This is a genomic window from Luteimonas sp. KH_071 (genome assembly GCF_057838005.1).
Genome location: NZ_CM174458.1, coordinates 1,259,110 through 1,271,571, shown reverse-complemented (window position 1 = coordinate 1,271,571; position 12,462 = coordinate 1,259,110). Strand labels below are relative to the sequence as shown.

At 68.4% G+C, this 12,462-nt stretch carries 11 protein-coding genes; 4 read left to right on the top strand and 7 right to left on the bottom strand.

Annotated features, from left to right (window positions below):
• Positions 1-47 precede the first annotated feature (47 nt).
• The 3 genes from mutS (at position 48) to AC3IRM_RS05855 (ending at position 6,520) form a co-directional block, all read left to right on the top strand.
• A complete protein-coding gene (gene mutS, locus AC3IRM_RS05865) occupies positions 48-2,648 on the top strand; it encodes a DNA mismatch repair protein MutS (RefSeq protein WP_489205289.1) in 2,601 nt (866 codons plus the stop codon).
• A 527-nt stretch (positions 2,649-3,175) separates the two neighbouring features.
• A complete protein-coding gene (katG, locus tag AC3IRM_RS05860; RefSeq protein WP_489205288.1) occupies positions 3,176-5,422 on the top strand; it encodes a catalase/peroxidase HPI in 2,247 nt (748 codons plus the stop codon).
• A 150-nt stretch (positions 5,423-5,572) separates the two neighbouring features.
• Positions 5,573-6,520 (top strand): SDR family NAD(P)-dependent oxidoreductase, encoded by a 948-nt coding sequence (locus tag AC3IRM_RS05855; RefSeq protein WP_489205287.1) that lies wholly within the window; start codon positions 5,573-5,575, stop codon positions 6,518-6,520.
• A 323-nt stretch (positions 6,521-6,843) separates the two neighbouring features.
• Here the strand turns inward: AC3IRM_RS05855 and AC3IRM_RS05850 are convergent, their stop codons facing one another.
• From AC3IRM_RS05850 to AC3IRM_RS05835, 4 genes are read right to left on the bottom strand one after another with little or no spacing between them, the layout of a single operon-like run.
• Complete coding sequence (locus AC3IRM_RS05850; RefSeq protein ID WP_489205286.1) at positions 6,844-7,257, bottom strand: RNA-binding S4 domain-containing protein; 414 nt, start codon at positions 7,255-7,257, stop codon at positions 6,844-6,846.
• Positions 7,254-8,594 carry an ATP-binding protein gene (locus AC3IRM_RS05845; RefSeq protein WP_489205285.1) on the bottom strand — a complete coding sequence of 447 codons (1,341 nt, stop codon included), beginning with the start codon at positions 8,592-8,594 and terminating at the stop codon, positions 7,254-7,256. The genes AC3IRM_RS05850 and AC3IRM_RS05845 overlap by 4 nt, the downstream gene beginning before the upstream one ends.
• A complete protein-coding gene (locus AC3IRM_RS05840; RefSeq protein WP_489205284.1) occupies positions 8,591-9,253 on the bottom strand; it encodes a response regulator transcription factor in 663 nt (220 codons plus the stop codon). Before AC3IRM_RS05840 ends, AC3IRM_RS05845 begins: the two co-directional genes overlap by 4 nt.
• Positions 9,253-9,573, bottom strand: coding sequence for a PepSY domain-containing protein (locus AC3IRM_RS05835; RefSeq protein ID WP_489205283.1), 321 nt, complete (start codon positions 9,571-9,573; stop codon positions 9,253-9,255). Before AC3IRM_RS05835 ends, AC3IRM_RS05840 begins: the two co-directional genes overlap by 1 nt.
• A gap of 129 nt (positions 9,574-9,702) precedes the next feature.
• On the opposite strand from AC3IRM_RS05835, the gene AC3IRM_RS05830 reads away from it, so the two are divergent.
• Positions 9,703-10,023: a PepSY domain-containing protein gene (locus tag AC3IRM_RS05830; RefSeq protein WP_489205281.1), complete on the top strand. Its 321-nt coding sequence runs from the start codon at positions 9,703-9,705 to the stop codon at positions 10,021-10,023.
• A 348-nt stretch (positions 10,024-10,371) separates the two neighbouring features.
• Here the strand turns inward: AC3IRM_RS05830 and rplS are convergent, their stop codons facing one another.
• From rplS to rimM, 3 genes are all read right to left on the bottom strand, one after another.
• Positions 10,372-10,815 (bottom strand): 50S ribosomal protein L19, encoded by a 444-nt coding sequence (gene rplS / locus AC3IRM_RS05825; protein WP_232136089.1) that lies wholly within the window; start codon positions 10,813-10,815, stop codon positions 10,372-10,374.
• 148 nt (positions 10,816-10,963) lie between these two features.
• The gene (gene trmD / locus AC3IRM_RS05820; protein WP_489205853.1) at positions 10,964-11,731 is read right to left on the bottom strand and encodes a tRNA (guanosine(37)-N1)-methyltransferase TrmD; all 768 of its coding nucleotides are present in this window, start codon (positions 11,729-11,731) and stop codon (positions 10,964-10,966) included.
• Positions 11,732-11,911: 180 nt separating this feature from the next.
• Entirely contained in the window at positions 11,912-12,439 is a 528-nt protein-coding gene (gene rimM / locus AC3IRM_RS05815) for a ribosome maturation factor RimM (RefSeq protein ID WP_489205279.1), read from the bottom strand.
• Positions 12,440-12,462 lie beyond the last annotated feature (23 nt).

Here is a 12,462-nt window from a genome sequence, read left to right as displayed (position 1 = left end):
AAACCGGGTTTCGGGCAGACTATGCGACCGGTTACACGAGCGATTTGATGTCCGCGCCCCAGCACACGCCATTGATGCAGCAGTTCTTCGCCGCCAAGGCCGATCACCCCGATGTGCTGCTGTTCTTCCGCATGGGCGATTTCTACGAGCTGTTCTACGACGACGCCCGCAAGGCGGCGCGGCTGCTCGACATCACCCTGACACAGCGCGGCAATTCGGCCGGCGCGCCGATCCCCATGGCGGGCGTGCCGCACCACGCGGCCGAAGGCTATCTGGCGCGCCTGGTCGCGCTCGGAGAGTCGGTCGCGATCTGCGAGCAGATCGGCGATCCCGCGGCGAGCAAGGGTCTGGTCGAACGCAAGGTGGTGCGCATCGTCACGCCGGGCACGGTGACCGACGAGGCGCTGCTGCAGGAACGGCGCGACACCCTGCTGATGGCGGTCGCGCGCAACCGCGCCGGCCACTACGGCATCGCCTGGGCGGATCTTGCAGGCGGCCGTTTTCTGGTCTGCGAATGCGCGACCGAAGACATGCTCGAAGCGGAAATCGCCAGGCTCGATCCGGCTGAACTTCTGGTGCCGGATGAGGATGGCTGGCCGGCGTTTCTCTCCGAGCGCACAGGCGCGCGTCGTCGACCGCCGTGGCTGTTCGATGCCGACTCCGGCCGCCGCCAGCTGCTGCAGTTTTTCGGCCTGCACGACCTCACCGGTTTCGGCATCGACGACAAACCGCTGGCGATCGCATCCGCGGGGGCGCTGCTCGGCTACGTCGAGGAAACGCAGAAGCAGCGGCTGCCGCATCTGACCTCCATCTCCGTCGAAAGCGGAGACGGCGCGATCGCGATGAACGCCGCGACGCGCAGGCATCTCGAACTCGACACGCGCGTCGACGGCGACACCCGCAACACCCTGCTCGGCGTGCTCGATTCCACCGTCACGCCGATGGGCGGACGTCTGCTGCGGCGCTGGCTGCACCGGCCGCTGCGCGACCGCGTCGTGCTCGGAGAACGCCTGCATGCGGTGCAGACGCTGATCGATTCGGGCGGCGACGAAACCCTGCGCGAGCGCTTCCGCGCGCTCGGTGACATGGAACGCGTACTCACGCGAATCGCGCTGCGTTCGGCGCGCCCGCGCGACCTGTCCACGCTGCGCGATGGCCTCGCCATGCTGCCGGATCTGCGCGGCGTTCTCGGCGCCCTCGATTCGCCGCGGCTGCGCGCCCTGCATGACAGCCTCGGCGAGCACGCAGGCGAAGCGCATCTGCTGGCCACCGCGCTGGTCGAGCAACCGCCGGTGCTCGCGCGCGACGGCGGCGTGTTCGCCGATGGTCATGACGCAGAACTCGCCGAGCTGCGGCGGCTGAGCACGCACGCCGACCAGTTCCTCGTGGATCTGGAAACACGCGAGCGCGCGGCCAGCGGCATTCCGACGCTGAAGGTCGGCTACAACCGCGTCCACGGCTATTACATCGAAGTCTCAAAGGCGCATTCGGCCAAGGCGCCGGCGCACTACACGCGCCGGCAGACGCTGACCAACGCCGAGCGCTACATCACCGAGGAACTCAAGACCTTCGAGGACAAGGTGCTGTCGGCGCGCGAGCGTTCGCTGGCCCGCGAACGGCTGCTGTACGAACAGCTGCTCGACGCGCTCAACGACCGCATCGAAGCGCTCAAGCACTGCGCCGGCGCGCTCAGCGAACTCGACGTACTGGCCTGCTTCGCCGAACGCGGACAGGCGCTGGACTGGTCGCGCCCACAGCTCGACGACGCGCCGGGCATCCGCATCGAACGCGGCCGCCATCCGGTAGTTGAAGCGGTGCGCCGTGAACCGTTCGAGCCCAACGATCTGGTGCTCGGCGACGGCGATGCATTCGACGCGCGCCGCATGCTGGTCATTACCGGCCCGAACATGGGCGGCAAGAGCACCTACATGCGCCAGAACGCGCTGATCGTGCTGCTCGCGCACATCGGCAGCTTCGTGCCCGCGTCGCGCGCGGTGATCGGACCGATCGACCGCATCCTCACCCGCATCGGCGCCGGCGACGATCTCGCCAAGGGCCAGTCGACCTTCATGGTCGAGATGGCCGAAACCAGCTACATCCTGCATCACGCCACCGACCAGTCGCTGGTGCTGATGGACGAGATCGGCCGCGGCACCTCGACCTACGACGGCCTTGCGCTGGCCGACGCCTGCGCGCGGCATCTGGCGGCCGCGAACCGCAGCTACACGCTGTTCGCGACGCACTACTTCGAACTCACCGCGCTCGCCCAGCCCGGCAGCGGCATCGCCAACGTGCATCTGGATGCGGTCGAGCATCGCGACAAGCAGGGCGGCGAGACGCTGGTGTTCATGCACGCGGTCAAGGCCGGTCCGGCCGACCGCAGTTTCGGTCTGCAGGTCGCCGCGCTGGCCGGTCTGCCCAGGGCCGTCGTCCGCGATGCCCGCGCGCGCTTGGCCGAACTCGAACAGCGTCGCCACGACACGCCCGCGGCCGCGCCGATGTCGGCGGGCACGCTCGACAGTCCGCAGCAGATCGGGCTGTTCGCGCCGCCATCGGCGGCCATGGGAGCGCTGGCCGGACTCGATCCCGACGAACTCACGCCGAAGCAGGCGCTGGAAGCGCTGTACCGGCTGCGGGCATTGCTCTGAGAAGCGCGGCTCGTCCGACTCACGCCTCCACGCGTTCGACCTGCGCTTCCGCGCGCCTCGAGGACCGTCGCCCCAACGCATGCCGGGGCCCATTCTGATCGCGGCGCACCGGGCGAGCATCAGAGCGGATGAGCCTGCATGCAACACGACGACGCGCATTGGCGCTTTCCGGCACGCACGCGCACGACTGGATCGAATCGGCAGAGCGCGCGCAACTTCCGATAGTCCACACCTATCGAATAGGCCCGAACAATCGATTTCCCTCCCGGCAATGACAGGGCCTACCCTGAACGTCCAGTCCGGGAGGTCGCCAGCCATGCGCCAGCACATCGATCGACACCGAGCCCGGTCACGCCGTCCCCCACCGTTCGCTCGATCCGCGGGCTGACCCGCGCTTCGCGTCGATCCGCCACCGGCGGCTCGACCGTCACCTGCGGCTCGACCGTCACCTGCGTTCCGTATACCTGACCCGATGGCCGCCTCTCTGGCGCGCCCTCGCCGCTCGATCACCCGGGAGAATTCCAGCCATGTCGACCGAAGCCAAATGTCCGTTCCACCAGACCGCCGGCGGCGGCACCAGCAATCGTGACTGGTGGCCGCAGCAACTGCGCCTGGACCTGCTCAACCAGCATTCGTCGAAGTCCGACCCGATGGGCGCGGATTTCGACTACGCCGCCGAATTCGCCAAGCTCGACTACGACGGCCTCAAGCGCGACCTCGCCGCGCTGATGACCGATTCGCAGGACTGGTGGCCGGCCGATTTCGGCCACTACGGCGGCCTGTTCGTGCGCATGGCCTGGCACAGCGCCGGCACCTACCGCATCGGTGACGGACGCGGCGGTGGCGGTCGCGGCCAGCAGCGCTTCGCCCCGCTCAACAGCTGGCCCGACAACGTCAGCCTCGACAAGGCACGCCGCCTGCTGTGGCCGATCAAGCAGAAGTACGGCCGCGCCATTTCCTGGGCGGACCTGATGATCCTCACCGGCAACGTCGCGCTGGAAACCATGGGCTTCAAGACCTTCGGCTTCGCCGGCGGCCGTGACGACACCTGGGAGCCGGACCTCGACGTGTACTGGGGCCGCGAGACGACGTGGCTCGGTGGTGACGTGCGCTATGCGCACGGTTCGCACGGCGTGCCGAAGGGCGGCGACGACGGCGTGCTGGTGTCGGATGACAACGCCGACGGCGACGTGCACACGCGCAAGCTCGAGAATCCGCTGGCCGCGGTGCAGATGGGCCTGATCTATGTGAATCCCGAAGGCCCGGACGGCAATCCCGATCCGCTGCTCGCAGCAGCGGACATCCGCGACACCTTCGCCCGCATGGCAATGGACGACGAGGAGACCGTCGCGTTGATCGCCGGTGGTCACAGCTTCGGCAAGACCCATGGCGCGGCGCCGTCCGAGCACGTGGGCGAAGAGCCGGAGGGGAACACACTCGAAGCCCAGGGCTTCGGCTGGCACAACAGTTTCGGCAGCGGCAAGGGCGCCGACACGATCACCAGCGGCCTCGAGGTCACCTGGACGAAGACGCCGGCGCAGTGGAGCAACGACTACTTCGAACACCTGTTCGGCTTCGAGTGGGAACTGTCCAAGAGTCCGGCCGGCGCGCACCAGTGGGTGGCAAAGAACGCCGAGGCGACGATTCCGCACGCCTACGACGCATCGAAGAAGCTGGTGCCGACCATGCTGACGACCGACCTGTCGCTGCGCGTGGATCCGGCCTACGAGAAGATCTCGCGCCGGTTCCTCGAAAACCCGGACCAGTTCGCCGACGCGTTCGCACGGGCGTGGTTCAAGCTGACCCATCGCGACATGGGTCCGCGCGCGCGCTATCTCGGCCCCGAAGTGCCGGAGGAAGCGCTGATCTGGCAGGATCCGGTGCCGGCGGTGGAACACGCGCTGATCGACGATACCGATGTCGCCTCGCTGAAGCAGGCGATCCTCGCCAGCGGCCTGTCGGTCTCCGAACTGGTCTCCACGGCATGGGCCTCGGCCTCGACGTTCCGCGGCGGCGACAAGCGCGGCGGCGCGAATGGTGCGCGCATCCGGCTCGCCCCGCAGAAGGACTGGGCGGTCAACAATCCGCCGCAGCTGGCGAAGGTACTGGCGGCGCTGGAAAACGTGCAGGCGGATTTCAACGGCAAGGCTGCAGGCGGCAAAGAGGTCTCGCTGGCCGACCTGATCGTGCTGGGTGGCGCGGCAGCGGTCGAGAAGGCCGCGCAGGACGCCGGCGTGTCGGTGACCGTGCCGTTCTCGCCGGGCCGCGGCGATGCCTCGCAGGACCAGACGGATGTCGAATCCTTCGATGCACTGGAACCCTGGGCGGACGGCTTCCGCAATTTCGCGAAGGGGCACTCGGAAGTGCCGCTGGAACATCTGCTGATCGACCGCGCGCAGCTGCTGACGTTGACCGCGCCGGAGACAACCGTGCTGGTCGGTGGCCTGCGCGTGCTCGGCGCCAATTACGACGGTGGGCAGCTCGGCGTGTTGACCGATCGCCCGGGCGTGCTGTCCAACGATTTCTTCCGCAATCTGCTGGACATGGGCACCGAGTGGGCGCCGTCGGGCCGCACCACGTTCGAGGGTCGGACACGCGGCACCGGCACCACGCGATGGAGTGGCACGCGCGTCGATCTCGTCTTCGGTTCGAACGCGGTCCTGCGTGCACTGGCCGAGGTCTACGCCAGTGATGACGCGCAGGAGAAGTTCGTGCACGACTTCGTCGCGGCATGGACGAAGGTCATGGACCTGGATCGTTACGACCTGCGTTGATCGAAGCAAGATGTCGCCCTCGGGCGACGGTGTGACCGGACGCCGATGCACACGCATCGGCGTTCGCGTTTGCGGGTATCGCCTCTTCGTGAGGTCGTCGCGCGGTCGTCCTACACTCGACAACCCGAGCCGTCACGGACCCGAACACAGATGCATTTTGATCACCGCAGGCGCCGCCTGCTGCAGGCCGGCACGCTGGCCGCACTGTCGACCGCCCTGCCCGGCTTCGCGCACAAACCGGCATTCGATGCGACGACCACCGCCGAACAAGCGACCGCCGGTCTCGACCTCCGTGGCCGCACCATCGTCGTCACCGGCTGCAACTCCGGCATCGGCCAGGAGACCATGCGCGTGCTGGCATTGCGCGGCGCGCACGTGATCGGTACCGCGCGCTCGCGCGCGACCGGCGAAGCCGCCTGCGCTGCGGTTGAAGGCCGCGCGACGCCGGTGGTGCTGGATCTCGCCGATTTCGATTCGGTGGTGGCCGCAAGCGACACGATCCGCGGGTTCGACGTGCCGGTCGATGCATTGGTCTGCAACGCAGGGGTAGTGCTCGACGAACTGGAGCAGGTCCGCGGCATCGAAAAGACCTTCGTCGTCAACCATCTCGGTCATTACCTGCTGGTGCGGCGCCTGCTCAACCGCGTGACCGCCGCGCCGCAGGGCCGCGTGGTGGTGCTGGGCAGCGGCGACGAACGCAACGCGCCGACGGGCGGCATCCAGTTCGACGATCTTTCCGGGGCGAGCTGGGATGCGCGCTATGCGCATTCCAAGCTGGCGAACGGCCTGTTCTCGCTGGAACTCTCGCGGCGCCTGGCGAGTACGCGCGCGACGTCCAACTGCGTCTCGCCCGGCCACACGCGCAGCAACATCCTGCGCAACGTCGGCAGCCGTTACCGCGACGATGCGCGCAGCGTGCAACAGGGTGCGGCCACGCCGTGCTGGCTGGCGGCCTCGCCCGCAGCATCCGGCATCAATGGCGCCTTTTACCGCGATTTCGCACCGGCGCCGCAGAGCGACGCGCAGCGCGATGCCGCCATGGCGGCGCGGCTGTGGGCCGTCTCCGAGAGCCTCGTCAGCGACTGGCTGCCGGGCTGACGATGTCGCTCAGCCGGGCTACGGCCTGCCGCCTATCCTGATCCCGGGCGCGGCTTCCCGGCATTCCCTGGGCAGCGATTCAGCGCTCGGGGCGGGCGAACCCGGCAACTGCGCCTCGCGCAACTGCCGCGCGGCGTCGGCGCACCAGGCGGGATAGCGCGATCCGGCGTCCGCCCGCATCTCGTCCTGGCTCGCACATCCTGAAAGCCCGATCACGCCCGCCAATACCATCGCCTGCCGAATCCGCATCGTGCACCTGCCATTCCGTGGGTGGTGGTGCCAGCATGCCGCAACACACCGGCCTCGACTTGAACAGGCGCGCCTCAGAGCGCGTCGATGTCGCCGAGTGCGCGGATCAGTTTCCTCGCGCGCTTGTCGGGCTTGTGCTCCGGCGCCTGATAACCGGCACGCGCGGCGCGCGCCTCGGCCAGCCGCGCCATGCGCGTTTCACGCGAGGCGTCGGTTTCGGTGTACAGCGTCTGCGCGACGCTTGCCGGGCCACGCCTGTCCGACAGTGCGGCGACCGCGATGTCGAACACTTCCTCGCCGCGCGCCACGCGCAGCGCATCACCGATGCGGACCGCGCGCGCAGGCTTGGCGCGCTGACCACCGACATCGACCTTTCCGGTTTCAATCGCCTGCTTGGCCAGCGCGCGGGTCTTGAAGAAACGCGCCGCCCAGAGCCAGAGGTCGAGGCGGACACTGTCGGCGGCGTTGGGAACCAGGGCTTCGCTCATGCGCCCGATATCGGTGCGCCGGCCGGCAAATCAAGCAGCGCGCGGAAGCCACCCTGCAGATTCTCGAGCACCAGCGTGCCGTCATAGGACACCGCGACTCCGTCGACGATCGACAGCCCCAGGCCATGCCCCGGCATCCGGCTGTCAAGGCGCACGCCGCGCTGCAGCGCCTGCGCCATCGCGTCGGCCTGCATGCCGGGGCCGTCGTCGTCGACTGCGATCCGCACGCGTCCGTCAGCGATGCTCGCGTGGATGCGCACCTGCGCGCGCGCCCACTTCACTGCGTTGTCGACGAGGTTGCCGAGCATCTCTTCCAGATCCTCGCGCGCACCGGCGAACACCAGATCCGGCGCGACCTCGCAGTGCAGCCTCACGCGATCGCCTGCGGTCTGCGCGAACAGTCCGCACAAGGCCTCGGCCACCGGGGCGATCCGCGTGCGCTGGCGCGCATCCACCGCGAAGCCGCCGGCAAGCCTGCGCTCCACTTCGCTGCGCATGCGCTGCACCTGGGTCGAGACCACATCGGCGATGTCGTCTCCTGGTCGCTGCGCCTCCGCCGACAGCACGGCGAGCGGCGTCTTGAGCGCATGCGCGAGATCCTCGGCAGCGTGGCGCGCACGGGCGACGCGGCGTGCATGTTCGTCGAGCAGATCGTCGATCTGCTCCGCCAGCGGCGCCGCCTCGGCCGGCCAGCGCTCGGCACCGAACCGCACGTCGTCGCCGTTGCGCACCCGCTGCAGGATGCCGCGCATGCGCCGCAGCGGACGCAGGCCCCACTCGATCTGCCAGGCCAGCAGCGCCAGCAGTGCCGCCGCCGCGCCGGCGAACGCCAGCATCGCCGCCTGACGGAAACCACGCGTCTCGGCGACGACATCGCCGCGGTCGCCAGCGACGTGCACGGGAATGGGGTCGGCGACACCCGGTAGCCGCAACAACTGCGCGCGCAGACGCAATTGCTGGCCGCGCGGACCCTCCACGATCGACCACGCCGCCGCATTGCCGGGAACATCGTCCGCAACGAGTTCGTCATCCCAGAGCGAGCGCGAGCGCACCGCCGCCTCGCCATCACCGATGCGCCAGTACCAGCCGGAAAACACCCGCGCCCAGCGCTCGTCGGCCGGTGAACGACGCAGCTGCCAGCCGCCGTCCGCGCGTGCTTCGAGCAGGCCCGCGAGGGTCGCAAAATCATCGTCGAGGCGGCGATCGAGCGCACGCTGTCCGGAGCGCTCGAACATCGCGCCGAGCAGGCCACCGGCGATCACCGCGGAAATCAGCACGCCCAGTGCGCCGGCCAGCCACAACCGCCAGCGCAGCGACAGCACGCGGCGTGCGCTCATGGCGTCTCCGACAACCGGAAGCCCTGCCCACGCACGGTGTGTATCAGCGCGACGCCCAGCTTGCGACGGACGCGCCCGATCAATACGTCGAGCGCATTGGAATCAGGATCGAAACCGTTGTCGTAGACGTGCTCGCCGAGCTCACCCCGGCTGACCACACGCCCGGCGTGATGGATCAGATACGCGAGGATACGGTGTTCCTGTGCAGTCAGTGCCAGCGTATCGCCATCGAGCGCGAAGCGGCCTGCATTCGCATCGAACTCGAGCGGCCCGCAACGCAGGCGCGGCGACGCGTGACCTGCGCTGCGGCGGATCAACGCCTGCAGTCGCAGCACCAGTTCCTCGATCTGGAAGGGCTTGGTCAGGTAGTCGTCGGCGCCGGCATTGAAGCCTGCCAACTTGTCGTGCCAGCGGCTGCGCGCGGTGAGCACCAGCACCGGAAGGGCCACGCCGGCTTCGCGCCAGCGATGCAGCACCGAGACACCATCGAGATTCGGCAAGCCGAGGTCGAGTACGACCGCGTCATAGGCCTCTGTCTGGCCGCGGAACTCGGCATCCGCGCCGTCTTCCGCACGGTCGACCGCGAAGCCCGCGGCCCCGAGCGCAGCGGCGACGCGCGCCGCGAGTTCGACGTCGTCTTCGGCCAGCAGGATGCGCATCAGTCGTCGATCTCGACCTTGAGCAGGCGCCCGGAGCGCGCATCGTACTTCAGCTCCACCACGCGACCGTCGCGCATCAGGATCTCGATTTCGTACTCGTCATCGTCCTGGTCGAGTTCCACCTCGATGACGCGCCCCGGATAGCGGCGTTCGGCATCGGCGAGCAGGCGTTCGAGCCGCACGAACTCGCCGCTGCGCACACCGTCGCGGGCGTAGTCGGCGGTGCCCTGCGGATCCTGCGCATCGGCGTGCAGGGGCACGGCGAGCGGCGCGGCGACCAGGGCGGCGGCGAGTGCAATGGGAGCGATGAGAGTACGCATGGGCGCAAGTGTGGCGACGCGGATTAACAAAACCGTGAACGGCTCGATCAGAACCGCGTTAAGCGGGATGGGGAGACTGGCGTCAACCGGTTGCAGACCGGTGCTCTCCATCCATACCGAGGAATCGCCATGACCCGTACCGCCATTGCCAGCCTGATCACCGCCGCCGCGTTCGCCGTCGCTGCACCGCTCGCGTTCGCCCAGGACCGCGGCGACGATGACCGCGTGCACGCCGCGGCCGCCGCCAAGGCCGATCCGCGCTTCCGCGCCAACAGCGCGTCGCTCGACAGCATTCTCGCTGATGCGCAGCGCCGTCACCCGGGTCGTGTCATCGACGTGTCCTACGACGATGGCGAGTACGACATCGACATCCGCCAGGACGATGGCCGCATCGTCGAACTGGAATATTCGGCTCGCACAGGCCGCCTGCTGGAGACCGACTACGACTGATCGTTCGACGGCAGACTGCCGGAACGAAGGGCGCTGGATTTGATCCAGCGCCTTTTTTGTAAGCTGGCGGAACTGTTTGCGGCCGGCGAATGGCAGCGAATCGAATGAGGCGTCTTCGGCTCACGATGCAGACGCTCGCCTGCGACACGCTGCTGAAATCCTTCCCTCACCCGACGCGCATGCGCGTCGACCCCGGATCAGGTCCGGGGCAGGCTCTCTCCCAAAGGGAGAGGTGCGGGTAGACCTGTGCGGCGTATTCGCGCGCGCAAGACCACGGCAGCACGCTACTTACCCCCCAACGCAAACGGCCGCCTTGCGGCGGCCGTCGTGCGACTCGGAGCGGTCCGATTACTCGGCGGCGGCAGCCGGTGCTGCAGCGGCTGCGGCCTTGTCGGCGCGCGCCTTCTCGTTCTTCGCCTTCGCCGAAGCGGACAGGTCTTCCTTGATGCGCGCCTTCTTGCCTTCCAGGCCACGCAGGTAGTACAGCTTGCCGGCGCGGACGGCGCCACGGCGCTTCACTTCCAGCGAATCGATGATCGAGCTGTGGGTCTGGAACACGCGCTCGACGCCGAAGCCGTGCGAGATCTTGCGGACGGTGAACGCGGAATTCAGGCCGGCGTTCTTCTTGCCGATGACCACACCTTCGTACGCCTGCAGACGCTCGCGGTTGCCTTCCTTGACCTTCACGTTGACGACAACGGTGTCGCCCGGGCCAAACTCGGGGAGTTCGCGGGTGGTCTGGGCGCTTTCGAAGTTCTGCAGCAGGGTGTGCAGGGAGGGCTTGTTGGTCATGGTCTTGGCCTGTTGGTGTCGTTATTGGCGTGGTGCACGTGGACGCACGCTCTGGCTTTTCGGCGAGCTCTTGGGCTCTGGTGAAACGGGTTAGCCGCGCATTATAGACGGGGTCGCGGGACGAATGCCAGCACCAGAGCGGACGGGATCAGGCGTCAGAGCCACCCGACACATCCCCGCCCTGCGCCGCACACCAGGCTGCCAGCAGGCGCCGATCGGCTTTCCCCAGCGCGGCCTCGTCGATCAGGTCGGGACGTCGTTCCAGCGTGCGGACCAGCGACTGCTGGCGCCGCCACTTGGCGATCTCGGCATGGTTGCCCGACAGCAGCACGTCCGGCACCTGTCCCAGCGCATGCGTGACCGGGCGGGTGTAGTGCGGGCAGTCGAGCAGGCCATCGCCTTCGAAGCTGTCCTGCACCGCGGATTCCGCATCGCCCAGCGCGCCGTCCTGCAACCGCGCGACGGCGTCCACCACAACCGCCGCGGCCAGTTCACCCCCCGACAGCACGTAATCGCCGATCGACAGTTCCTCGTCGATCTCGGCCTCCAGCAGGCGTTCGTCGACGCCCTCGTAGCGGCCACACAGCAGCAGCAGGCGAGGCAAGGCCGCGAGCTCGCGCACCTTGGCCTGGGTCAGCGGTCGTCCCTGCGGGCTCATGTAGATCACGCGCACCGGCGCCGGGTCCGCTGCGCGGGCAGCGGCCAGCGCGGCACGCAGGGGCTCGATCAGCATCACCATGCCCGGACCGCCGCCGAAGGGGCGGTCGTCGACACGGCGATAGTTGCCTTCCGCGTAATCGCGCGGATTCCAGCCCTGCATCGTCAACAGCCCGCGCTCGCGCGCACGGCCCACCACGCCGACGGCTGCGGCCTGGTCGATGAAGTCGGGAAACAGGCTGACGACGTCGATGCGGATGGCGCGTGCAGCCGCAGGCACGCGCGCTTCAGCCGCGGACGGGGCGTCTTCTGGAGTCGGGATGATGTCGGACGTCATGGCGTGTCCCTGGCGGTCGCATCGCGCCGCGCGTGCGGTGCCTGCCCGCGCAGCGGTGTATCGACGGCCAAAGCGGCCGTTTCGAAGGCGCGGCGCACCGTCCTAGAAATCGGGATCCCAGTCCACCGTCACCAGCGCGGTGTCGAAATCGATCGACACGATGTAGTCCGGCAGCACGAAGGGAATCATGCGCTCGCGGTCGCCCTGCGCGACCAGCACGTCGTTGGCGCCGGTCGAGAACAGGTGCGAGACGACGCCGAAGTCGACGCCTTCGACGTTGCGCACGCGCAGGCCTTCGAGGTCGACCCAGTAGTACTCGCCGGGTTTCGGCGGCGGCAGCGCTTCGCGCGGCACGAAGACCTCGAGCCCGCGTGTCGCTTCCGCGCCATCGCGATCCTCGACACCCGGCAGCGTCGCGACGACGCCCTTGGGCGTTTCGCGGCCCTTCGCGCCTTCGCATTCGCGCTCGATGCCGCGCGCGTCGCGCAGCACCCAGGGCTGGTAGCGGAAGATCGCGCTACGCGGCTCGGTGAAGGATTCGAGTTTCACTTCGCCACGCACGCCGAACGCGCCATGGACCTTGCCCACCTGGATCATCCGGCGGGGAGGTTGGCGCGTCGGGTCGTTCATGTCGAAAGCGGCCGCGCCCGAAG

What these genes read in the sequence shown, in the direction of transcription:
- mutS (WP_489205289.1), top strand. Translation starts at nt 48, where the DNA reads ATGTCCGCGCCCCAGCACACGCCATTGATGCAGCAGTTCTTCGCCGCC.
- katG (WP_489205288.1), top strand. Translation starts at nt 3,176, where the DNA reads ATGTCGACCGAAGCCAAATGTCCGTTCCACCAGACCGCCGGCGGCGGC.
- AC3IRM_RS05855 (WP_489205287.1), top strand. Translation starts at nt 5,573, where the DNA reads ATGCATTTTGATCACCGCAGGCGCCGCCTGCTGCAGGCCGGCACGCTG.
- AC3IRM_RS05850 (WP_489205286.1), bottom strand. Translation starts at nt 7,257, where the DNA reads ATGAGCGAAGCCCTGGTTCCCAACGCCGCCGACAGTGTCCGCCTCGAC.
- AC3IRM_RS05845 (WP_489205285.1), bottom strand. Translation starts at nt 8,594, where the DNA reads ATGAGCGCACGCCGCGTGCTGTCGCTGCGCTGGCGGTTGTGGCTGGCC.
- AC3IRM_RS05840 (WP_489205284.1), bottom strand. Translation starts at nt 9,253, where the DNA reads ATGCGCATCCTGCTGGCCGAAGACGACGTCGAACTCGCGGCGCGCGTC.
- AC3IRM_RS05835 (WP_489205283.1), bottom strand. Translation starts at nt 9,573, where the DNA reads ATGCGTACTCTCATCGCTCCCATTGCACTCGCCGCCGCCCTGGTCGCC.
- AC3IRM_RS05830 (WP_489205281.1), top strand. Translation starts at nt 9,703, where the DNA reads ATGACCCGTACCGCCATTGCCAGCCTGATCACCGCCGCCGCGTTCGCC.
- rplS (WP_232136089.1), bottom strand. Translation starts at nt 10,815, where the DNA reads ATGACCAACAAGCCCTCCCTGCACACCCTGCTGCAGAACTTCGAAAGC.
- rimM (WP_489205279.1), bottom strand. Translation starts at nt 12,439, where the DNA reads ATGAACGACCCGACGCGCCAACCTCCCCGCCGGATGATCCAGGTGGGC.